Origin of the sequence: Actinacidiphila epipremni (genome assembly GCF_012034175.1) — a bacterium.
Classification (GTDB): Bacteria; Actinomycetota; Actinomycetes; order Streptomycetales; family Streptomycetaceae; genus Actinacidiphila; species Actinacidiphila epipremni.
The window spans coordinates 203,425-226,106 of record NZ_JAATEJ010000001.1; the positions used below are offsets into that span (position 1 = coordinate 203,425).

Annotated in this window: 17 protein-coding genes; 6 read left to right on the plus strand and 11 right to left on the minus strand. The window is 73.2% G+C overall.

Annotated elements, in window-relative coordinates; translation table 11 throughout:
* Positions 1 to 45 precede the first annotated feature (45 nt).
* Both orn and HCN08_RS00820 read right to left on the minus strand, forming a co-directional pair.
* On the minus strand, positions 46 to 663 hold the full coding sequence (gene orn / locus HCN08_RS00815) for an oligoribonuclease (protein WP_167980835.1): 618 nt from the start codon (positions 661 to 663) through the stop codon (positions 46 to 48).
* Positions 664 to 668: 5 nt separating this feature from the next.
* Positions 669 to 1,997, minus strand: a complete 1,329-nt coding sequence (locus tag HCN08_RS00820) for a helix-turn-helix domain-containing protein (protein ID WP_240969657.1) — start codon at positions 1,995 to 1,997, stop codon at positions 669 to 671.
* 771 nt (positions 1,998 to 2,768) lie between these two features.
* Between HCN08_RS00820 and HCN08_RS00825 the strand changes: the two genes are divergently transcribed.
* Entirely contained in the window at positions 2,769 to 3,317 is a 549-nt protein-coding gene (locus HCN08_RS00825) for a universal stress protein (RefSeq protein WP_167980836.1), read from the plus strand.
* Between the two features lie 40 nt (positions 3,318 to 3,357).
* Here HCN08_RS00825 and glmS read toward each other — a convergent pair whose 3' ends face one another.
* The 6 genes from glmS to HCN08_RS00855 form a co-directional block, all read right to left on the minus strand.
* Positions 3,358 to 5,172 (minus strand): glutamine--fructose-6-phosphate transaminase (isomerizing), encoded by a 1,815-nt coding sequence (glmS, locus tag HCN08_RS00830; RefSeq protein ID WP_167980837.1) that lies wholly within the window; start codon positions 5,170 to 5,172, stop codon positions 3,358 to 3,360.
* A gap of 155 nt (positions 5,173 to 5,327) precedes the next feature.
* The gene (locus HCN08_RS00835) at positions 5,328 to 5,603 is read right to left on the minus strand and encodes a hypothetical protein (RefSeq protein ID WP_167980838.1); all 276 of its coding nucleotides are present in this window, start codon (positions 5,601 to 5,603) and stop codon (positions 5,328 to 5,330) included.
* Positions 5,604 to 5,839: 236 nt separating this feature from the next.
* Positions 5,840 to 7,000 carry an acyl-CoA dehydrogenase family protein gene (locus HCN08_RS00840; RefSeq protein WP_167981217.1) on the minus strand — a complete coding sequence of 387 codons (1,161 nt, stop codon included), beginning with the start codon at positions 6,998 to 7,000 and terminating at the stop codon, positions 5,840 to 5,842.
* Between the two features lie 9 nt (positions 7,001 to 7,009).
* Positions 7,010 to 7,981, minus strand: coding sequence for a hydroxymethylglutaryl-CoA lyase (locus tag HCN08_RS00845; protein WP_240969688.1), 972 nt, complete (start codon positions 7,979 to 7,981; stop codon positions 7,010 to 7,012).
* 107 nt (positions 7,982 to 8,088) lie between these two features.
* Positions 8,089 to 10,179, minus strand: coding sequence for an acetyl/propionyl/methylcrotonyl-CoA carboxylase subunit alpha (locus HCN08_RS00850; protein ID WP_167980840.1), 2,091 nt, complete (start codon positions 10,177 to 10,179; stop codon positions 8,089 to 8,091).
* Positions 10,180 to 10,187: 8 nt separating this feature from the next.
* Entirely contained in the window at positions 10,188 to 11,816 is a 1,629-nt protein-coding gene (locus HCN08_RS00855) for a carboxyl transferase domain-containing protein (protein WP_167980841.1), read from the minus strand.
* A 98-nt stretch (positions 11,817 to 11,914) separates the two neighbouring features.
* On the opposite strand from HCN08_RS00855, the gene HCN08_RS00860 reads away from it, so the two are divergent.
* The 3 genes from HCN08_RS00860 (at position 11,915) to HCN08_RS00870 (ending at position 14,653) form a co-directional block, all read left to right on the plus strand.
* On the plus strand, positions 11,915 to 12,526 hold the full coding sequence (locus HCN08_RS00860; protein WP_167980842.1) for an SACE_7040 family transcriptional regulator: 612 nt from the start codon (positions 11,915 to 11,917) through the stop codon (positions 12,524 to 12,526).
* 80 nt (positions 12,527 to 12,606) lie between these two features.
* Positions 12,607 to 13,764, plus strand: coding sequence for an acyl-CoA dehydrogenase family protein (locus HCN08_RS00865; RefSeq protein WP_167980843.1), 1,158 nt, complete (start codon positions 12,607 to 12,609; stop codon positions 13,762 to 13,764).
* Positions 13,765 to 13,777: 13 nt separating this feature from the next.
* Positions 13,778 to 14,653 carry an acyl-CoA thioesterase gene (locus tag HCN08_RS00870; RefSeq protein WP_167980844.1) on the plus strand — a complete coding sequence of 292 codons (876 nt, stop codon included), beginning with the start codon at positions 13,778 to 13,780 and terminating at the stop codon, positions 14,651 to 14,653.
* Positions 14,654 to 14,748: 95 nt separating this feature from the next.
* On the opposite strand, the gene HCN08_RS34955 is transcribed toward HCN08_RS00870, so the two are convergent.
* The 3 genes from HCN08_RS34955 to HCN08_RS00885 form a co-directional block, all read right to left on the minus strand.
* Positions 14,749 to 15,936, minus strand: a complete 1,188-nt coding sequence (locus HCN08_RS34955; protein ID WP_167980845.1) for a sensor histidine kinase — start codon at positions 15,934 to 15,936, stop codon at positions 14,749 to 14,751.
* Positions 15,933 to 16,622: a response regulator gene (locus tag HCN08_RS00880; protein WP_167980846.1), complete on the minus strand. Its 690-nt coding sequence runs from the start codon at positions 16,620 to 16,622 to the stop codon at positions 15,933 to 15,935. The genes HCN08_RS34955 and HCN08_RS00880 overlap by 4 nt, the downstream gene beginning before the upstream one ends.
* A gap of 84 nt (positions 16,623 to 16,706) precedes the next feature.
* Positions 16,707 to 17,510, minus strand: coding sequence for a phosphatase (locus HCN08_RS00885; RefSeq protein ID WP_167980847.1), 804 nt, complete (start codon positions 17,508 to 17,510; stop codon positions 16,707 to 16,709).
* Between the two features lie 198 nt (positions 17,511 to 17,708).
* On the opposite strand from HCN08_RS00885, the gene speB reads away from it, so the two are divergent.
* Entirely contained in the window at positions 17,709 to 18,674 is a 966-nt protein-coding gene (gene speB / locus HCN08_RS00890) for an agmatinase (RefSeq protein WP_167980848.1), read from the plus strand.
* A 170-nt stretch (positions 18,675 to 18,844) separates the two neighbouring features.
* A complete protein-coding gene (locus HCN08_RS00895) occupies positions 18,845 to 22,663 on the plus strand; it encodes an ABC transporter ATP-binding protein (RefSeq protein ID WP_167981218.1) in 3,819 nt (1,272 codons plus the stop codon).
* Positions 22,664 to 22,682 lie beyond the last annotated feature (19 nt).

Consider the following 22,682-nt stretch of genomic DNA (forward strand, 5'->3'; position numbering starts at 1 on the left):
GAGGGGTGGTCGCGCCCTGCTTTCGTGCCCGGTGCGGGCGGGTCGTCAGCGCGGGGCGTGGGGTTCCGCGGGGACGGTGTGGCGGGCGGCGATGGAGCGGGCGGTGTCGGAGTCCGGGCCGGGCTGGGGGACGAAGACGGCCTCGCGGTAGTAGCGCAACTCCGCGATGGACTCGCGGATGTCGGCGAGCGCCCGGTGGTTGCCGTTCTTCTCGGGGCTGTTGAAGTACGCCCGCGGGTACCAGCGGCGGGCCAGCTCCTTGACCGAGGAGACGTCCACGATGCGGTAGTGCAGGTGCTGTTCGAGCGTCGGCATGTCGCGGGCCAGGAAGCCGCGGTCGGTGGAGACCGAGTTCCCGCACAGCGGCGCCTTGCGCGGCTCCGCGACATGCGCGCGCACGTAGTCGAGCACGATCCGCTCCGCCTCCGGCAGCGACATCCCGCCCGCCAGCTCCTCCAGCAGGCCGGACGAGGTGTGCATCGACCTGACCACCTCGGGCATGGTGTCCAGCGCCTCGGCCGGCGGGCGGATGACGACGTCCACCCCCTCGCCGAGCACGTTCAGCTCCGAGTCGGTGACCAGGGCCGCCACTTCGATCAGCGCGTCATGCGCCAGTGACAGCCCGGTCATCTCACAGTCGATCCACACCATCCGGTCGTTCATGCGTCTCACCCTACGGGGCGATCACGCGGTCCCGGCAGTGCGGCGCCCAGACCGCGTCCGGCGCGCAGCCGGGCCCGGCCCGTACCGTCCGGGGGATCGCCCCGGCCCGGCTGGTCCGGCACCCGCGCGGCATAGGCGTCGCCGTCCGGTTTGCCCGGCGCCGCGAGCACCTGGGAGACCGGCCCGTGCAGCGGCCCGCCCGTACCGGCCGCCGCCACGCCCCGGCGCAGCGCGGACAGGTCCGGCGGCGTGGGCGCCCGGTCCTGCTCGTCCTGCGGCCTGCGGGCCCGGTAGGCCGCCCGGTAGGACGCCGGCGACGAGCCGAGCTGCCGCCGGAAGTGGCCGCGCAGCGCCACCGGGGAGCGGAAGCCGCAGCGGCCCGCGACCTCGTCCACCGAGTAGTCGGACGTCTCCAGCAGCCGCTGCGCCTGCAGCACCCGCTGGGTGATCAGCCACTGCAGCGGCGCACTGCCGGTGAGCGACCTGAAGCGGCGGTCGAACGTACGCCGGCTCATGTACGCGCGCGCCGCCAGCGCCTCCACGTCGAACTGCTCGTGCAGGTGCTCCAGCGCCCACGCGACGACCTCGGCGAGCGGGTCGGCGCCGATCTCCTCGGGTAAAGAGCGGTCCAGGTGCCGCTGCCCGGTCTGCCAGTCCGACCGCCGCGGCGGTACGACGAGCCTGCGGGCCAGCGCCGCAGCCGCCTCGCCGCCGTGGTCGGTGCGTACGACATGCAGGCACAGGTCGATACCGGCGGCGGTGCCGGCCGACGTGAGCACGTCGCCGTCGTCCACGAACAGCTCTCGCGGGTCGACATGGACCGACGGGTAGCGCTTGGCGAGCGTGGGCGCGTACATCCAGTGCGTGGTGGCGGGCCTGCCGTCCAGCAGCCCGGCCGCGGCCAGCACGAAGGCGCCCGTGCACAGGCCGATGATCCTGGCGCCCTCCTCGTGCGCCCGGCGGATCGACTCCAGCGCCTCGGGCGGCGGGGCCTGGGAGATCGACCGCCAGGTCGGCACCACGACCGTGCCGGCCCGCGACAGCGCCTCCAGGCCGTAGGGCGCGGTCAGTTCGAGGCCGCCGGTGGTACGCAGCGGTCCGTCCTCGCCCGCGCACACCAGCAGCCGGTAGCGCGGGACCCCGGCGTCCTGGCGGTCGATGCCGAAGACGGACAGCGGTATGGAACTCTCGAAGATCGGGCCACCGCTGAACAGCAGCACGGCGACGACTTCCGGTCGCCGGCGCGCGGAAAGTTTACGGATGGCGCGAGGCGATGCCGATGGTACCTGCGACGGGCCCTCCGTCGCCGTAACGGAACCGGACTCCTGGCTCATGGAGCTCAAGCCCCCCTCGTATCGACGCGTCGTCACCTCGGTCCTGCACGTTCCCCCCGCAAGGCCACCCAAGATCAAATCTACTGTGTCAGGTGGGGCGTCAGTGACCCCTTTGTCACCTGACGCTAAGTCGACAAGACAACGTGGCGTAAAGCATTCGATCACGAAGCGTTTCACTCGTTGCGCGCTGAGGGAAGTACGCCTCCCGTCACTTCGGCCACGCAGCGCTTCATCCGCGACACGCCGCATCGTAGAACCGCAGGTGACGGAGGTGTTAGCGGGCCTCGTCGCGAACTGCGGCGCGCGGCCGAGAAGTTGGCCGAAAAACGCCGTTCCGGAGGCGGGGGCGCGTACAAGGCGCGCCGTCGTGCGCCGGGCGTCCGCGCGGCCGGGCGCGAGCGGCTCGCCGAGGCGGTCGATTCCGGTGGATTTCCCATGGCAGTAGTGGGTATCACCCCGATACGGCGCGCGGACGCCCGCGGGTGATCCGGTGCGCCCCCGGTGCGCTCCGGTGCGCCGCGCCGTGCAGCCGGTTGGCGGGATGGCGTTGCGCTCACGGCGCCGCTCCGGCATTCTCCTGGGAACTCGGGGCACGCGACCTGTGAAGGCCCCGGCGCATCTGTGCACGCGGTCGTCGCGGCCGTACTCTTGAGAGAGCGGGACGGGAAGTGGCGAACTGGCCCAAACCGGCCGATCCGGCGGCCCGACCCGCACGCACCGTCCTGTCCGCTGCTCGGCGCGTCAGCGCCGCCCTCGCCGAGAATCCGCATCATGGCCGGTCATGACATTCCCGAGCCCGCCGATCGCAGGCCGGACCGCAGAGCCGAGCGCAGGCCACTGGCCGAGTCGGCCGCGGCGCTGCCCGAGCCGCAGGCCGGCCGGGCCCATCCCTGTGATCCCGCCTTCCGGCACGGCGTCGTCGTCGGCTTCGACGGCTCCCTGTCCAGCGAGCGCGCCCTCGCGTACGCCATCGGCATGGCCCGCAGGACGCGTTCGGCGCTGATCATCGTGCATGTGGCCAACCGGCTGCCGGCGACGGTGTGGGCGGGCTGCGAACCCCCGGTCTTCGTCGACGTCCCCGACCACCGCACCGAGGTGCTCGGGCTCGAACTGGCCTGCTCCGACCACCTCTCCGAGCTGTCCTGGGTGCTGGTGGAGCGCGGCGGCGACATCTGCCACGAACTGGAGGAGGTCGGCCGGGAGTACGAGGCCGACGCCATCGTGGTGGGCGGCACCCACGGGCTCGCCGGCCGGATCTTCGGCTCGGTCGCCGGGCGGCTGGCCCGCCGGGCGCAGCGGCCGGTCGTCGTCATCCCGTGAGCGGGGGCGTACGAGGCGTACGCCCCCGCGTCCGGAGCGGCTACTCCACGGTGACGGACTTCGCCAGGTTGCGCGGCTTGTCGATGTCCCGGCCCAGCGCCAGCGCCGTGTGGTAGGCGAACAGCTGGAGCGGGATGCCCATCAGGATCGGGTCGAGCTCGTCCTCGTTCTTGGGAACCACGATCGTGTGGTCCGCCTTCTCCTGCACCTGGTGCGCGACCGCCAGGATCCGGCCGCTGCGGGCCTTGATCTCCTCCATCGCCGCGCGGTTCTTCTCCAGCAGGTCGTCGTCCGGCACGATCGCCACCGTCGGCATCGAGGGGTCGATGAGCGCCAGCGGCCCGTGCTTGAGCTCGGAGGCCGGGTACGCCTCGGCGTGGATGTAGCTGACCTCCTTGAGCTTCAGCGACGCCTCGCGCGCCACCGGGTAGCCGCGCACCCGGCCGATGAAGAGCATCGAGCGCGCGTCGGCGTACGCCTTCGCCAGCTGCTTGATCTCCTGCTCGGTCTTGAGGATCTCCTCGATCTGCGCCGGCAGCCGGCGCAGGCCCTCGATGATCCGCCGCCCGTCGGTCACCGACAGGTCCCGCACCCGGCCCAGGTGCAGCGCCAGCAGCGCGAAGGCGACCACGGTGTTGGTGAAGCACTTGGTGGACACCACGCACACCTCGGGGCCGGCGTGCACATACGTCCCGCCGTCCGCCTCGCGGGCGATCGCCGAGCCCACGACGTTGACGACGCCCAGCACCCGGGCGCCCTTGCGCTTGAGCTCCTGCACGGCGGCGAGCACGTCGTACGTCTCGCCGGACTGCGAGACGGCCACGTAGAGGGTGTCGGGGTCGACCACCGGGTTGCGGTAGCGGAACTCCGAGGCGGGCTCGGCGTCCGCCGGGATACGCGCCAGCTCCTCGATCAGCCCCGCGCCGATCTGGCCGGCGTGGTAGCTGGTGCCGCAGCCCAGGATCTTGATCCGGCGGACGCTGCGGGCCTCCCGCGCGTCCATGTTGAGCCCGCCCAGGTGGACGGTGGCGAACCGGTCGTCGATCCGCCCGCGCAGCACCCGGTCGACGGCCTCGGCCTGCTCGAAGACCTCCTTGTGCATGTACGTGTCGTGGCCGCCCATGTCGTACGACTCGGCCTCCCACTCCACGGTGGTCGGCGTCGCGGTGGTCTGCGAGCCCTCGGTGGTGTAGGTGCGGAAGTCGTCGGCCTTGAGGGTGGCCATCTCGCCGTCCCCGAGCGTGACGACCTGGCGGGTGTGGGCGACCAGCGCGGCGACGTCCGAGGCGACGAACATCTCCTTCTCGCCGATGCCGAGCACGACGGGCGAGCCGTTGCGGGCGACCACGATCCGGTCCGGGAAGTCCTGGTGCAGCACCGCGATGCCGTACGTGCCCTCGATCGCGCGCAGCGCCTCGCTGACCTTCTTCTCCAGCGTCTCGGCGGCGGACCGGGCGATGAGGTGGGCCAGCACCTCGGTGTCGGTCTCGGAAGCGAAGACCATGCCCTCGGCGGAGAGCCGGGCGCGCAGCTCGGAGGCGTTGTCGATGATGCCGTTGTGGACGACGGCGACCTTCTCGGCGGCGTCCAGGTGGGGGTGGGCGTTGATGTCGCTGGGCGCGCCATGGGTGGCCCAGCGGGTGTGGGCGATGCCGGTGGTGCCGGCGAAGCGCTTGGGGATGCGCGCCTCCAGCTCGCGCACCCGGCCCTTGGCCTTGACCGTCCGCAGCTCGCCCGACTTGCCGGTGATGACGACGCCGGCCGAGTCGTAACCGCGGTATTCGAGCCGCTGCAAGCCTTCGAGCAGCAGCGGCGCCACGTCGCGCTTGCCGATGTAACCGACGATTCCGCACATATGCCGTCCGTCCCTCACTGTCGTTCCGCGCTCATGCTCGTGCCCGGCGCGCTCTTGCCCTGCCCTGCCCTGACGTTGCTGCCCTGAAGTGGCCCTGCTGTTGCCCTGAAGCCCGTGTGCCCGGTCGCCGCGGGGTCGCCCCCGGCGGGCGGTCCTCATCCGTAGACGATGCGGCGCAGCTGGCGCTGCGAGAGCGCGGCGGGGGCGACCGCCCGGTGCGGCAGCTCCTCGCCGATCCGCGCGAAGATCTCCGTGTTGACCAGGCCCTTCGCCTGGAGCTCACGATGCCTGCGGCGGACGAAGTCCTCCGTCGTCTCGTCGAAGTACGCCAGGACGTCCAGGACGACCCGGGACGCCTCACCGCGGTGCAGCGGTGTGGTGCGCACCAGGTGGTCGATCAGGTCTTCGTAGGGGGTCCGGCGTTCGAGCACCCGTTGATACTGGTGTGATGATCTTTGCTTTGCAAGAATCCTGCCCGATTCCGGGCAGGATGGCGGGGCAAGAGCGGCCAAAAGGGTGAACAAGTTTTTTTGAGGGGCGGTAGGTACGGGTGAGGCGCATGGGCCCGCGGGGCCGCCGACGGCCGGGCGTCCGGCGTGGGCGGCCCCGTCAGGGCGGGGTCACGGCGGTGTGCGGGGTCAGCCCGGGTGGCCCGGTGGCGTGCGGGTCAGCTCGTGAGGCCGAGTTCGCGGGCGATGAGCATGCGCTGGACCTCGCTCGTGCCCTCGCCGATCTCCAGGATCTTCGCGTCGCGCCACATCCGGGCCACCGGATACTCGTTCATGAAGCCGTAGCCGCCGTGGATCTGCGTGGCCTCGCGCGCGTTGGTCACCGCGATCTCCGAGGAGTGCAGCTTGGCCAGCGCCGCCTGCTTCTTGAACGGCTCCCCGTGCACCAGCCGGGACGCCGCGTCCCGCCACGCCAGCCGCGCGGTGTACGCCCGCATCTCCATGTCGGCCAGCTTGAACTGGATCGCCTGGTTCGCGCCGATCGGCCGCCCGAACGCCTCCCTGGCCTTCGCGTACGCCAGCGACTCGTCCACGCAGCCCTGCGCCAGGCCCGTCGCGAGCGCGGAGATCGCGATCCGGCCCTCGTCGAGGATGCGCAGGAACTGCGCATAGCCCCGGCCCTGCTCACCGAGCAGGTTCGCCGCCGGCACCCGGCAGTCGGCGAAGGACAGCTCCCGGGTGTCCGAGGCGTTCCAGCCGACCTTGCTGTACTTCTTGGCCACCGTGAAGCCCGGCGTGCCCGCCGGCACGATGATCGACGAGATCAACGGCCGCCCGTCGGGCTTGCGCCCGGTCACCGCCGTGACCGTCACCAGCCCCGTGATGTCCGTTCCGGAGTTGGTGATGAAGCACTTCGTGCCGTTGATCACCCACTGGTCGGTCGCCTCGTCCAGCCGGGCCGTCGTACGGGTCCCGCCCGCGTCCGACCCGAAGTCCGGCTCGGTGAGCCCGAACGCCCCCAGCATCTCGCCCGAGCACAGCTTCGGCAGCCACTCCTGCTTCTGCTCCTCGGTCCCGAACCGGTAGACCGGCATCGCGCCCAGCGACACCCCGGCCTCCAGCGTGATCGCCACCGAGGAGTCCACCCGGGCGATCTCCTCCAGCGCCAGGCACAGCGCGAAGTAGTCGCCGCCCATCCCGCCGTACTCCTCGGGGAAGGGCAGCCCGAACAGGCCCATCCGCCCCATCTCCCGGACGATCTCGTACGGGAACTCCTGCTTCTCGTAGTACTCGCCGATCGTCGGGGCGATCACCTCCCGGGCGAACTCCGCCACGGTGGAGCGCAGCTCCTCGTACTCGTCGGACAGTCGGTGGTCGATGGCCATGGCTCACTGCTCCCGGTGGGTGAGGGCGCGGACGGTACGGGACGGGCTCGGCCGTCCCAGCTGCTCCGCCATCCAGACGCTTGTGGCGCTGAGGCGGTCGAGGTCGACCCCGGTGTCGATGCCGAGTCCGTTCAGCATCCACACGAGGTCTTCGGTCGCGAGGTTCCCGGTGGCGCTCTTGGCGTACGGGCAGCCGCCGAGGCCGCCCGCCGAGGCGTCCACCACGCTCACCCCGCGCTGCAGCGCGGCCAGCGTGTTGGACAGCGCCTGCCCGTAGGTGTCGTGGAAGTGCACGGCGAGCTGCTCCACCGGGATCGCGCCGCCTATGGCCCCGCCGGACGCGGCGCCGCCGGGCCCGCCGGTCAGCTCGTCCAGCAGCGCGGTCACCTGGCCGGGGGTCGCCACCCCGACGGTGTCGCCGAGGCTCAGCTCCGTGCAGCCCATGGCGTACAGCCGGCGGGCCACCGCCGCCACCTGCCCGGCCGGCACCGGCCCCTCCCACGGGTCGCCGAAGCACATCGACAGATACCCGCGCACCGCGAGCCCGGCCTGCCTGGCCCGCGCCACCACCGGCTCGAACATCGCCAGCGACTCGTCCACCGTGCGGTTCAGGTTCGCCCGCGCGAACGACTCCGTGGCGCTGCCGAAGACCGCGATCTCCCGCACCCCCAGCTCCAGCGCCCGCTCCAGGCCCTTCTCGTTGGGCACCAGCACCGGCAGCCGTACGGCGGGGTCGCGCCCCGCCAGGTCCGCCAGCAGCGGCATGAGCTCGGCGGCGTCGGCCAGCTGCGGCACCCAGCTGGGCCGGACGAAACTCGTCGCCTCGACCGTCGTGAGCCCCGCGTCGGCCAGCCGGTGCACGAACTCGGCCTTGACCCCGGTCGGCACCACGGCCTTCTCGTTCTGCAGCCCGTCGCGCGCCCCGACCTCGTGGATGCGTACCCGGCGCGGCAGCCCTTCGGCGGGCACCGCCATCGGCAGCCCGAGCCGCAGCACCTCCGGCACCCGGCTCCCGCCACCCGCCGCCGCACCGCCCGGCGCAGCATCCGCGGTTCCGCCCGCCGCTCCGTTCGCCGCCGTGCTCATGACGCCTCCCCGGCGGCGCCGCCCGCTTCGTCCAGCGGGGTGACCACGGCCAGCACCTGGTCCATTGCCACGGCGGTGCCCACGGCCACGTCGATCTCCGTCACCGTCCCGTCGTGCGGGGCGGTGATCAGGTGCTCCATCTTCATCGCCTCCACCACGAGCAGGCCCTGCCCCGCGACCACCTCGTCGCCCTTGGCGGCCTTGACCACCGTGACCGTCCCCGGCATCGGCGCGGTCAGCGCCCCGCCGGCGCCGCCCAGCGCGGCCCCGCGCAGCGCCTCGGCCACCGGGTCAAAGGCCCGTACCCACCAGCTGTCGCCGTCCCGGCCCAGCCATTCGCCGGCCCGGGAGAAGCCCAGCACCCGGTCGTCCAGGTGCAGCCGCACCCGCGGCCCGTCCTCCTCGACCCGCGCCGCCCGTACGGGCCCCTCGCCGATCCGCACCTCGCCCAGCCGCACTCGTACCGTCACCGGCTCATGGCCCGGCACCCGCAGAGGGTGTGCCGTCCAGGCCGGCTCACCGCCCAGCCGCCAGCCGCTCGGCACCGAGAAGGGGTCCGTCCAGCCGTCCGGCCCCGGCCGCGGCGCGAGTGCCGCCTGCCGCAGCAGCGCCGCCGCCGCGTAGACCTCCGCCGGCACCTCGGCGGGCACCAGCGTGGCCGCCTCCCGCTCGATCAGCCCGGTGTCCAGCTCGCCGGCCGCGACCGCCGGGTGGGCCAGCAGCCGGCGCAGGAAGCCGACGTTGGTGTCGAGGCCCAGCACCTCCGTCTCGGCGAGCGCCGCCCGCAGCCGGCGCAGCGCGGTCGGCCGGTCCAGCCCGTACGCGATGACCTTGGCGAGCATCGGGTCGTAGGCCGTGCCGACCTCCGTGCCCTGCGCCAGCCCCGAATCCACCCGCACCCCGGGCCGTCCCGCCGGCTCCCGCAGCGTCAGCACCCGCCCCGCCGAGGGCAGGAGGTCCACCCGCCCCTCGCCGAGTCGTGCCGTCTCCGCGCAGATCCGCGCCTCGACCGCATGCCCGCGAAGCTCCACCTCCTGCTGCCCGAAGCCCAGCGGCTCGCCCGCCGCGACCCGCAGCTGCCACTCCACCAGATCCAGCCCGGTCACCAGCTCGGTGACCGGATGCTCCACCTGGAGCCGGGTGTTCATCTCCATGAAGTAGTACGCCGACGGGTCCGCGCCGGGCACGATGAACTCCACCGTCCCCGCCCCGGTGTAGCCGCAGGACCGGGCCGCCTGCACCGCGGCCTCGCCCATCGCCGCCCGCGTCGCCGGGTCCAGCAGCACCGAGGGCGCCTCCTCGACGACCTTCTGGTGCCGCCGCTGCAACGAGCACTCCCGCTCGCCCAGATGCACCACATGGCCGTGCGCGTCGGCCAGCACCTGGATCTCGATGTGCCGCGGCCGGTCGATCCAGCGCTCCACCAGCAGGGTGCCGTCGCCGAAGGACCCGACGGCCTCCCGGCGCGCCGCGGCGATCTCCTCGGCCAGCAGCGCCTCGTCCCGCACCAGCCGCATGCCCTTGCCGCCACCGCCGGCGGACGGCTTGAGCAGCACGGGCATCCCGATCTCCCGGGCCGCCGCCGCCAACTGGTCGTCGGTCAGCCCGCTGCCGCTGCTGCCGGGCACCACCGGCACCCCGGCGGCCCGTACCGTCTCCTTGGCGCGGATCTTGTCGCCCATCAGCTCGATCGCGTCCGCGGGCGGCCCGATGAAGACCAGCCCGGCGTCGGCGCAGGCCCGCGCGAAGGCGGCGTTCTCCGCCAGGAAGCCGTAGCCGGGGTGGACGGCGCCGGCTCCGGCCTCCCGCGCCGCCCGTACCTGGTCGGCGGCCGAGAGGTAGCTGCCGACCTGCACCGCGGTGTCGGCCTCGCGTACATGGCGCGCCTCGGCGTCTGCGGCGGTGAACACCGCCACCGAGCGCACCCCGAGCGCCCGCAGTGTGCGCATGATCCGCACCGCGATCTCGCCGCGGTTGGCGACCAGCACGGTGCCGTAGGCGGCGGCTCCGGCGGGCGCGGCCCCGGCGGCGGCTGCGGCGGCGGCCGACCCGGTGGTGGACTGGTTCGTGGACTCGTCGGTGGTCATCACGGCCCTCACATCCGGAAGACGCCGTAGCCGGGCGCGGCGGGATCGGCGGCGGGCAGCGGGGCGTTGGCGCAGGCGGTGAGGGCCAGGCCCAGCACCGTACGCGTCTCCAGCGGGTCGATCACCCCGTCGTCCCAGAGCCGGGCGGTGGCGTAGTAGGCGTTGCCCTGCGTCTCGTACTGCTCGCGGACCGGCTTCTTGAACGTCTCCTCGTCCTCGGTGCTCCACTCCTCGCCGGCCGCCGCGAGCTGGTCGCGCTTGACCGTGGCCAGCACCGACGCGGCCTGCTCGCCGCCCATCACCGAGATCTTGGCGTTGGGCCACATCCACAGGAAGCGGGGGCTGTAGGCGCGCCCGCACATCGAGTAGTTGCCCGCCCCGTAGGACCCGCCGATCACCACCGTCAGCTTCGGCACCCGGGAGCACGCCACCGCCGTCACCATCTTGGCGCCGTGCTTGGCGATACCGCCTGCCTCGTACTGGCGGCCCACCATGAAACCGGAGATGTTCTGCAGGAAGAGCAGCGGGATGCCGCGCTGGTCGCACAGCTGGATGAAGTGGGCGCCCTTGAGCGCCGACTCGCCGAACAGGATGCCGTTGTTCGCCACGATGCCCACCGGGTGGCCCTGCACATGGGCGAAGCCGGTCACCAGCGTCGTCCCGTACTCCGCCTTGAACTCGGCGAACCGGCTGCCGTCGACCAGCCGGGCGATGACCTCGCGCACGTCGTAGGGCGTGCGCGGGTCGGCCGGCACCGCGCCGTAGAGCCCCGCGGGATCCACTGCGGGCGGCTCAGCGGGCCGCAGCGTCCACGGCGGGGCGCCCCGGGCCGGCAGCGTCGCGACGATCTCCCGGACGATGCTGAGCGCGTGCGCGTCGTCCTCCGCGAGGTGGTCGGTGACGCCGGAGATCCGGGAGTGCACCTCGCCGCCGCCGAGCTCCTCGGCGGTGACGACCTCGCCGGTGGCGGCCTTCACCAGGGGCGGTCCGCCGAGGAAGATCGTGCCCTGGTTCCGCACGATGACCGCCTCGTCGCTCATCGCCGGGACGTACGCCCCGCCCGCGGTGCACGACCCGAGGACCGCCGCGATCTGCGGGATGCCGCGCGCGGACATGGTGGCCTGGTTGTAGAAGATGCGGCCGAAGTGCTCCCGGTCGGGGAAGACCTCGTCCTGCCGGGGGAGGAAGGCGCCGCCGGAGTCGACCAGGTAGACGCACGGCAGCCGGTTGTCGAGGGCGACCTCCTGGGCGCGCAGGTGCTTCTTGACGGTGATCGGGTAATACGTGCCGCCCTTGACCGTCGCGTCGTTGGCGACCACGACGACCTCGCGCCCGCTGACCCGGCCGATCCCGGCGATCACCCCGGCGGCCGGCGCCTGCCCGTCGTACATCCCGTCCGCCGCCAGCGGCGCCAGCTCCAGGAACGGCGAGCCGGGGTCGAGCAGCCCGTCCACCCGCTCCCTGGGCAGCAGTTTCCCGCGCGCGACATGGCGCGCTCTGGCCTTCTCGCCGCCGCCGAGGCGTGCGGCGGCCAGCTTCTCGCGCAGGCCGGCGCTGAGCGCGGTGTGTGCGGCCAGGTTGGTGCGGAACGCCTCCGACGCCGGATCTGCGGCGCTGGAAAGGGCGGGTGCTGCCATGGTTCGGCCCCCCGGTGGTGCGAACGAGGACGTTAGCGGTCGTTAACTGGTTTCCCCCACGTTAACGCTCGCTAACCGAATTGTCTAGACTCGATCTCATGAACCCGACGAGAACCACCCTCAGCCGTCGCGACCAGATCCTCAGGGAAGCCGCGCGGCTGTTCGCCGAGCGCGGCTTCCACGGCGTGGGGGTGGACGAGATAGGCGCCGCCGTCGGCATCAGCGGGCCCGGGCTCTACCGGCACTTCGCGGGCAAGGACGCGATGCTCGCCGAGTTGCTGGTGGGGATCAGCGGCCGGCTGCTGACCGAGGGCAAGCGCCGGGTGGCCGACGCCGCGGGCCCGGAGAAGGCGCTGGACGCGCTGATCCGCGGCCACATCGCGTTCGCCATCGACGACCGGCCGCTGATCACCCTGCACGACCGCGAGCTGGACCGGCTGCGCGAGTCCGACCGCAAGCTGGTCCGCCAGCTCCAGCGCCAGTACGTCGAGGTGTGGGTCGCCGTCGTCGGGCGCGTCCACCCCGACGCCACCGAGCGCGAGGCGCGCTCGGCCGTCCATGCCGTCTTCGGCCTGCTGAACTCCACCCCGCACCTCGGCGCCGAGGCGACCCTCCCGGGCCGCGCGGCGATGTCGGAGCTGCTGCGCAGGCTCGCGCTGGGCGCCCTGGACGCTCTGGACAGCACGAAGGACTGGCGGGTAACTTACTGAGCGCTTGCTTATCTCGCTCGCCGCTCCCGGACGGCCCCGGAGGGCAGCGCTCACCCCCACTCGCCGACGGGAGGCGCGCCGTGCGTCGTACGGTGTTCAACGAGGACCACGAAGCATTCCGCGAGACGATACGCGCCTTCATCGAGGCCGAGGTCGTCCCCGTCTACGACGAGTGGCTGGCCGCCGGCCAGGCGCCGCGGGAGTTCTACTACAAGCTCGGCGAGCTGGGCGTCTTCGGCATCGAGGTGCCCGAGGAGTTCGGCGGCGCCGGCGAGGAGAGCTTCAAGTTCCAGGCCGTCATCACCGAGGAGTGCGCCCGCGCCGGCGTCAGCTTCGGCGGCAGCAGCGTCCACACCGGCCTGTGCCTGCCCTACGTGATGGCCTACGCCACCGAGGAGCAGAAGAAGCGCTGGCTGCCCGGCTTCGCCACCGGCGAGACGATGTTCGCCATCGCGATGACCGAGCCCGGCACCGGCTCGGACCTGGCCGGCATGAAGACCACCGCCAAGCTCGCCGCCGACGGCAGCCACTACGTCCTCAACGGCGCCAAGACCTTCATCACCGGCGGCGTCCACGCCGACCGCGTCATCGTCTGCGCCCGCACCGCGCCCGCCACGCCCGAGGACCGCAGGGCCGGCATCTCCCTCTTCGTCGTGGACACCAAGTCCGAGGGCTACGCGGTCGGCCGCAAGCTCGACAAGCTGGGGCTGAAGACCTCCGACACCGCCGAGCTGTCCTTCTCCGACGTCAAGGTCCCGCTGGAGGACCTGCTGGGCGAAGAGGGCAGGGGCTTCTCCTACCTCGGCCAGAACCTGCCCCAGGAGCGGCTGGCCATCGCGGTCGGCGCCTACGCGCAGGCCGCCGCCGCGATCCGCTTCGCCCAGGCGTACGTGCAGGAGCGCACCGTCTTCGGCAAGACCGTCGCGTCCTTCCAGAACACGAAGTTCGAGCTGGCCGCCTGCAAGGCCGAGGTGGACGCCGCCCAGGCCGTCGTCGACCGCGCCCTGGACGCCCACGACCGGCGCGAGCTGACCGCCGCAGACGCCGCCTCCGCCAAGCTCTTCTGCACCGAGGTCGCCTCGCGGGTCATCGACCGCTGCCTGCAGCTGCACGGTGGATACGGTTATATGAACGAGTACCCGATCGCGCGCCTGTACGCCGACAACCGCGTCAACCGCATCTACGGCGGCACGAGCGAGGTCATGAAGTCGATCATCGCCAAGTCGATGGGCCTGTGAGCGAAGCGAACGAGTGAACGAGCCCCTGCAGTCCCTCCTGGACCTGCTCGATCTCGAACCGATCGAGCAGGACATCTTCCGCGGCGTCAGCCGCCCGGCGGTCGTTCCCCGGGTCTTCGGCGGCCAGGTCGCCGCCCAGGCCCTGGTCGCCGCCGGGCGCACCGTGCCCGGCGAACGCGGCGCCCACTCGCTGCACGCCTACTTCCTGCGGCCCGGCGACCCCGGCGCCCCGATCGTCTACCAGGTCGACCGGATCCGCGACGGCCGCTCCTTCACCACCCGGCGGGTCGTCGCGATCCAGCACGGCCAGCCGATCTTCCACCTGTCGGCCTCCTTCCAGGCCGCCGAGGAAGGGCTGGAGCACCAGGACCCGATGCCGCGGGCGCCCGACCCGGAGACGCTGCCGGACGCCGCGGAGCTGCTGCCCGCGCACGCCGACAAGTTCCCCGACCCCGGCGTCATCGACCGCCTCCTCGAAGCCCGCGCCGCCGTGGACCTGCGCTACGTCGAGGACCCGCCGTTCCTGACCGCCGGCAAGCCGCGCGAGCCGCGCTCCCAGGTGTGGTTCCGCACCCGCGGCAAGCTCGCCGACGACCCGCTGCTGCACGTGTGCCTGGCCACGTACGTCTCCGACATGACGCTGCTGGACTCGGTGCTGCTCGCGCACGGCCGCGGAGGCTGGGCGGTGGGCGACGTGGTCGGCGCGAGCCTGGACCACGCCATGTGGTTCCACCGGCCCTTCCGCGCCGACGAATGGCTGCTCTACGACCAGCACAGCCCCTCCGCCTCCGGCGGCCGGGGCCTGGCGTCCGCGAGCATCTACACCCAGGACGGCCGCCTCGCCGTCTCGGTCATCCAGGAGGGCCTGGTCCGCATCCCGCGCACCTGAGGGGCTGTTACGGGTCCGGTCCGTCGACGTGTCCGGTCCGTACGGGTGCGGTCCGTACGGGTACGGTCCGCGCGGCTGTGGGCCGGGGGCCCGCCTCACACCGGCTGGGCGGCCTGCCCGAGCGGCAGCCTGGCCCGTACGAGGAAACCGCCCGACGCGGCGGGTACGGCGGCGAATTCCCCGCCCAGTTGCGTGGCGCGTTCGCGCAGGCCCGCCAGGCCGTGGCCGCCGGACGGCAGGGCGTCGGGCGACGGCCGGGTGCCGGGGCCGTTGCGCACCTCGACGAGCAGCATTCCGTCGCGCTGCCGCACCCGCACCCGGGTCCGGGCACCCGGCGCGTGCTTGCGCACATTGGTCAGCGCTTCCTGCACGATGCGATAGGCGGCGTGCTGCACCTCGGCAGGCGCCCCGTCGCCGTCCGGACCGTCCGCGACACCGGCGAGGTCGCCCCGGGTGCGCGGACCGGCCGCCGCGACGAGCGCCGGGATGCCGGCCAGGCCCGGGCCCGGGGCCCATTCCCCCGCCGAGGCCGCGGGCAGCCGCAGCAGGCCGACCATACGGCGCAGCTCGTCCAGCGCGTCCCGGCTCAGCTCCCCGACGGACGCCGCCGCCTCGCGCGCCCGCGGGCCGCCCGCGGTGGCCTCCAGCGCGCCGGACTGCACGGCGATCAGGCTGATGTGGTGGGCCACCGTGTCGTGCATCTCCCGGGCGAGCCGGGCCCGCTCCCGTACCACCGCCTGCTCGGCCGCCAGCGCGTGCTCGCGCTCCCGGCTGGCCGCCAGCTCCGCCAGCCGCCCGGCCAGCTCCCGGCGGGAGGAGGCCAGCAGGCCGAGCGCGGTCGGCGCGACGGCCAGCAGCGCGGACAGCATGACCGCGAGAATGGTGTCGGAAAGCGTCCAGCTCACCGGGCCGCGGAAGGGCCACGGCACGAAGTTCACGACCGCCGCGAGCAGCGCGCAGCCGCCGGTCAGCGCCGCCCGGCCCGGCACCCATTGCCGAGCCTCGGGCGAAATCCGCTGCAATATGCCACGTGACCGCGCGGCGCCGCCCGCGGAGACCTCGTAGAGGGCGCCCATCGGCGAGAACCAGATGTAGCCCAGCGCCAGCGCGGGGAGCGTCGCCGCGAAGGCCGCCAGCGGGAAGCGGCGCCGGGCCGGCAGCGCCGCCGTACCGAGGCACGCGAAGACCAGGGAGACCGGCCCGCCGAAGGACCTGGTGGCCCACACCTCGGTCGCGGACAGGGCCAGCAGCGCGGTGTCGGGGGCCGCGGCGCGGAGCCTCACGGGCGCTCCGGCAGCCGGGCGAGCCCCGACTGGTGCGCGATCACCGCGGCGGCGACCCGGTTCGGCGCGCCGAGCTTGCGCAGCACGGCGCGGACGTGGTCCTTCACCGTGCCGACCGAGATCCGCAGCTCGTCCGCGATCCGGGCGTTGGGCTCGCCCGCCGCGAGCAGCCGCAGCACCTCGCGCTCCCGGTCGGTGAGGCCGCCCGCGGCACGCGTGTCCCGGGCCGCGGCGACGGCAGGCGCCGCCGCCGGGGCAGGCTCCGGCGCGCCGAGGTAACCGTCCACGACCGCCCGGCCGACCGTGGGGGTGAAGACGGTGCCGCCGGAGGCCAGGATCCGCACGGCGTCGATCAGCGTGCCGACGGCGGTGTCCTTGAGCAGGAACCCGGTGGCCCCGGCCGCCATCGCGGCCCGCAGGTGGGCGCTGGTGTCGAACGCCGTGAGCATGGCGACCGCGGGCGGCTCCGGCAGCGCGCGCAGGGCTCGCAGCACGCTCAGTCCGTCGTCGGGCGCCGGCATCACCGCGTCCAGCAGCACCAGGCCGGGACGGGCCGCGGCGATCGCTGCCAGTGCCTGGTGGCCGTCACAGTCGGCGACGACCCGGATGTCGCCGGAGGATTCGAGGATGCTCCGCAGGGCCGCCCTGACCAGTGCTTCGTCGTCGACGATCGCTACCTCGATCACTGTGCCGCCTGCCTTCCTCGACCTCCTTCACTGATCGTAACGACGGATCGGGGACACGTCAGGTCCGTATCGGCGCCCGCGGCCTCACGCGGGCTGCGGCAGGCCCGCCTGCGCCAGCAGATACGCGGTCATCGGCGCGTAGAAGTGCGGCGGCACGTTGTCGTCGAGCGGCACCGTCACCAGCACCTTGCCTTCTGCTTCGGCGACGAAGAGGGCCGGGTCGTTGCAGTCGGCGAAGCCGACCGTGTCGATGCCGCGCCCGCCGGCGCAGCCCGCCCAGCCGTGGTCGGCGACGACCAGGTCCGGCGGCGCCTCCCCGGCGCGCTCCAGGGCGTTCAGGATCTCCCGCATCGGGTCGGGCGAGTGGGTGTGCACCAGGCCGCCGGCCCGGTGCAGCATGGCGACCGAGCCCAGGTGCCGGATCTCGCCGCCGTCGGCGTAGAGGTGGTCCGGCGGGAGGACCAGGGTGCAGCCCGCCGCCCGCAGCGCCGCCGCGAGCACATGGTGCACGGCGTACAGGCCCGCCGGGTGCCCGGTGGCCAGCAGCACCCGGGAGCGGTTCTCCACCGCCTTGTGCAGCGCCACCGCCATCCGGTCCAGCCCGTCGACGGTCAGCTCGGGGTCGATCGTGTCCTGCCCCACCCGGTGCCCGGGCTCGGGGACCACACCGCAGCGCTCCGCCATCAGCTCCAGCACCGCGCCCGGGTCGCTCCAGCGGTCGCCGAGGTCCAGGCCGAACCAGTAGTAGCGGTTGCCCTCCGCCAGTTCGCGGTAATGGTCGAGGTTGTTCTCCCGGGTCGTCGCGACATCCCCGGCGATCCGGGTGCGTATCAGGTGGGAGACAAGGGCGCGGCGGGACGGCGCGGCGGCGCCGGAATGCTTGGGCATGGGGACATTGTCCCGCCCCGGCGCCCGGACGTGCGATGTCCCGCGGATCGACGCCGAGGCGTAATAGACGCGGCCGTTGCGCGGGAACGTACAAATCGGCGGCATATGGCGACGTCGTACGGTCACCGGGACCCACCGGGGCCGGGTACGGAAGAGACCGGGTACGGAAGAGAACCAGGCACGGAGAAAGGCAGCACCATGAGCAGCAGCAGCGCGGAGCCCCGCGGCCCCGTCGACTCCTCGCGCGTCCCGCGCTTCGCCGGCCCGGCCACCTTCGCCCGGCTGCCCCGGCTCGACGAGGTCGGCGCCGCCGACGTGGCCGTGGTGGGCGTGCCCTTCGACAGCGGGGTGTCCTACCGGCCCGGCGCCCGTTTCGGCGGCAACGCGATCCGCGAGGCGTCCCGGCTGCTGCGGCCGTACAACCCGGCGCAGGACGCCGCGCCCTTCGAGCTGGCGCAGGTCGCGGACGCCGGCGACATCCCCGTCAACCCCTTCGACATCACCGAGGCGGTGGAGGGCGTCGAGGCCGGGGCGGACGAACTGCTCGGCACCGGCGCCCGGCTGATGACGCTGGGCGGCGACCACACCATCGCGCTGCCGCTGCTGCGAGCCGTCGCCCGGCGGCACGGCCCGGTGGCGCTGCTGCACTTCGACGCGCACCTCGACACCTGGGACACCTACTTCGGCGCCCCCTACACCCACGGCACGCCCTTCCGCCGGGCCGTCGAGGAGGGCCTGCTCGACACCTCCGCGCTCAGCCACGTCGGCACCCGCGGCCCGCTCTACGGGCGGCGCGACCTCGACGACGACGCCCGGATGGGCTTCGGCATCGTCACGTCCGCCGACGTCATGCGGCGCGGGGTCGACGAGGTCACCGAGCAGCTGCGCGAGCGGATCGGCGACCGCCCCCTCTACGTCTCGGTCGACATCGACGTCCTCGACCCGGCCCACGCGCCCGGCACCGGCACCCCGGAGGCGGGCGGCCTCACCTCGCGCGAGCTGCTGGAGATCCTGCGGGGCCTGGCGTCCTGCCGGCTGGTCTCCGCCGACGTCGTCGAGGTCGCCCCGGCCTACGACCACGCCGAGATCACCTCGGTGGCCGCCTCGCACACCGCCTACGAGCTGACGACGATCATGGCCCGGCAGATCGCGGCGGCCCGCTGACCCGTCCGCGGCCGTTTCAAACCACCCGAAGGGATTACGACCAAGGTCGCACTCATGTGCGACCTTGGTCGTTGGTTTTGTTGCGGGAGGATGAAATGCGCAGCATGGCGCGTTGAGCCTCGCGGTGAAGGACGAGTCGGTGGGAGGACCGTGTGACGACGGCTGAGCCGGTGACAGCGGCGGAAGGCGCCCCGCAGCAGGGATGGCTGAGGCGCCTGTCCGCGTACTGCTGGCGGTACAGGAGCGGCGTGCTGCTCTCGCTCGGCGCGTCGCTGGCCGGCATGGCGGTCACCGCGCTGGTGCCGCTCGTACCGAAGCTGATCATCGACGACGTGATCGTCAAGCACGACAAGCCGCTCCTGCCCTGGGCGGTCGCCCTGATCGCCGCCGCGGTCGTCGTCTATGTGCTGACGTACATGCGCCGCTACTACGGCGGCAAGCTCGCGCTGGACGTGCAGCAGGACCTGCGCACGGAGATGTTCGGCACGATCATGCGGCTCGACGGCCGCCGCCAGGACGAGCTGAGCACCGGCCAGGTCGTCGGCCGCGCCACCAGCGACCTCCAGCTGATCCAGGGCCTGCTGTTCATGCTGCCCATGGTCATCGGCAATCTGCTGCTGTTCCTGCTCTCCCTGGTCGTCATGCTGGTGCTCTCACCGCTGCTGACGGTGATCGCGCTGGCCGTCGCGCCCGCCCTGTGGTTCATTGCCAACCGCTCGCGCCGCCGGCTGTTCCCCGCCACCTGGTACGCGCAAGGCCAGGCCGCCGCCGTCGCCGGGATCGTCGACGGCTCGGTCACCGGCGTACGGGTCGTCAAGGGCTTCGGCCAGGAGCAGCAGGAGATGGGCAAGCTGACCGAGGTCAGCCGCAGGCTGTTCGCCGGCCGGCTGCGTACGGTCCGGCTCAGCGCCCGCTACACGCCCGCCCTGCAGGCCGTGCCCTCGCTCGGCCAGATCGGCATGCTCGCGCTAGGCGGCTGGATGGCCGCCCGCGGCCAGATCACGCTGGGCACCTTCGTCGCCTTCTCCACCTACCTGGCGCAGCTCACCGGCCCGGTCCGGATGCTCACCGTGGTGCTGACCATCGGCCAGCAGGCCAGGGCCGGCGTCGAGCGCGTCTTCGAGCTGATCGACACCGAGCCGACGCTGGAGGAAGGCACCAAGGAACTGCCGGCCGACGCGCCCGCGACCGTCGACTTCGACCACGTCACCTTCGGCTACACCCAGGACCGCCCGGTCCTCGACGGCTTCGACCTGACCCTCGCCCCCGGCGAGACCGTCGCCGTCGTCGGCTCCTCCGGCTCCGGCAAGTCCACCCTCTCGCTGCTGCTGCCCCGCTTCTACGACGTCACCGGCGGCGCCGTCCGGCTCGGCGGCGTCGATGTACGGGAGCTGACCTTCGACGCGCTGCGGTCGCAGATCGGCATGGTCCCCGAGGACAGCTTCCTGTTCTCCGACACCGTCCGGGCCAACATCGCCTACGGCCACCCCGAGGCGACGCAGGAGCAGATCCTCGCCGCCACCCGCGCCGCCCAGGCACACGACTTCATCTCCGCGCTCCCCGAGGGCTACGACACCGTCGTCGGCGAGCAGGGCCTGACCCTGTCCGGCGGCCAGCGCCAGCGCGTCGCCCTGGCCCGGGCCATCCTCACCGACCCGCGGCTGCTGCTGCTCGACGACGCGACGTCCGCGGTCGACGCCCGGGTCGAGGCCGAGATCTTCGACGCACTGCGCCAGGTGATGTGCGGTCGCACCACGCTGCTCATCGCCCACCGCCGCTCCACGCTCGCCCTCGCCGACCGCATCGCCGTCCTCGACGCCGGGCGGCTGTCCGACATCGGCACCCACGAGGAGCTGCAGGAACGCAGCGCCCTCTACCGCGCGCTGCTGACCGACCCGGACGCGCTCGGCGCCGATGCCGTCGACATCGACCCGGTCGCCGCGCTCGGCGGGGCCGGCGGGGCCGCCGTGGCGACCGAGGACCGGCCGGCGGCGGACGCCGGGGCGGCCGGGGGCGTCACGCCCGAGCTGTGGCCGGCCGACCGGCGGGCCGCGGCGCAGGACGACACGGCCGGCGGCGCCCGTCCCGTGGCGGGGCTCCCGGCGCGGCCCGGCGGCGGCCCGGGCGCGATGGCCGGCGCGCTCGCGGGTATGCCCGCGACACCCGAACTGCTCGCCAAGGTGGCCGCGCTGCCGCCCGCCACGGACACCCCGGAGATCGACGAGGAGCAGGCCCGGGCCGCCGACGCGTCCTTCGGGCTGCGGGCGATGCTGCGCGGCTTCCGCTCGCCGCTGCTGCTGAGCCTGGCGCTGGTCGCCGTCGACGCGCTCGCCGGGCTGCTGCTGCCGGTGCTGATCCGGCACGGCATCGACGCCGGTGTGCGCCGCCAGGCGCTCGGCGCGGTCTGGGCGGCGTCCGCGATCGGCCTGGCGATCGTGCTGACGCAGTGGGTGGTCGAGTGGGGCTCGGCCCTGCTCACCGGCCGCACCGGCGAACGGGTGCTGTACACGCTGCGGCTGAAGATCTTCGCGCACCTGCACCGGCTCGGCCTGGACTACTACGAGCGCGAGCTGACCGGCCGCATCATGACCCGGATGACCACGGACGTGGACGCGCTGTCCACGTTCCTGCAGACCGGCCTGGTCACCGCCCTGGTCAGCGTGCTCACCTTCGCCGGCATCCTGGTGGCGCTGCTGGCCATCGACGTGGAGCTGGCCCTGCTGGTCTTCGCCACCCTGCCGCTGCTGGTCGTGGGCACCTGGCTCTTCCGCCGCAGGTCGGTGCGGGCCTACGAGCTGGCCCGTGAGCGGGTCGCGGTCGTCAACGCCGACCTCCAGGAGCATGTCGCGGGCCTGCGCGTCGTGCAGGCCTTCCGCGGCGAGCGGCGCGGAGCCGAGCGATTCGCGCGGCGCAGCGACGACTACCGCCGGGCGCGGGTGCGCGGCCAGTTCCTGATCTCGGTGTACTTCCCGTTCGTGCAGCTGCTGTCCAGCGTGGCCGCCGCGCTCGTCCTGATCGTCGGTGCCCACCGGGTGAGCGCCGGCACCCTGACTGCGGGCGCCCTGGTGGCGTACCTGCTCTACATCGACCTGTTCTTCTCGCCGGTGCAGCAGCTCTCCCAGGTCTTCGACGGCTACCAGCAGGCGACGGTCTCGCTCGGCCGGATCAGGGAACTGCTGCGCGAGCCCACCACGACGCCCGCCGCCGCGGCCCCGCGGCAGGTCGGCCCGCTGCGCGGCGAGATCGCCTTCCGCGACCTGCACTTCCGCTACGGCGGCCCGCAGGCCGACGGCAGCGAGGCGCTCTCCGGGATCGACCTGCGGATCCCCGCGGGCCAGACGGTGGCCTTCGTCGGCGAGACCGGCGCGGGCAAGTCGACGCTGGTGAAGATGGTCGCCCGGTTCTACGACCCGACCGACGGTGCGGTCCTCGTCGACGGCCACGACATCCGCGAACTCGACCTGACCGCCTACCGGCAGCGGCTGGGCGTCGTCCCCCAGGAGCCGTACCTGTTCGCCGGGACGGTCCGCGACGCCATCGCCTACGGGCGGATGGACGCCACCGACGCCGAGGTGGAGGCCGCGGCCCGCGCGGTGGGCGCCGACCAGATGATCGCCACGCTGGACGGCGGCTATCTGCACCAGGTCGCCGAGCGCGGGCGGAACCTGTCGGCGGGCCAGCGGCAGCTGATCGCCCTGGCCAGGGCCGAGCTGGTGGACCCGGCGATCCTGCTGCTCGACGAGGCCACCGCCGCCCTGGACCTGGCCACGGAGGCGCTGGTCAACCAGGCCGCCGACCGGCTCGCGCGGCGCCGTACGACACTGGTGGTCGCCCACCGGCTGAGCACCGCCGCCCGGGCCGACCGGGTCGTGGTCCTCGACCACGGGCGGATGGTCGAGGACGGCACGCACGAGGAGCTGCTCGCGCAGGGCGGGCGGTATGCCGCGCTGTGGCGCACCTTCATCGGCGAGGTGCGGGCGGCGGCCTGACGCGCCGTCCGCCCGCACC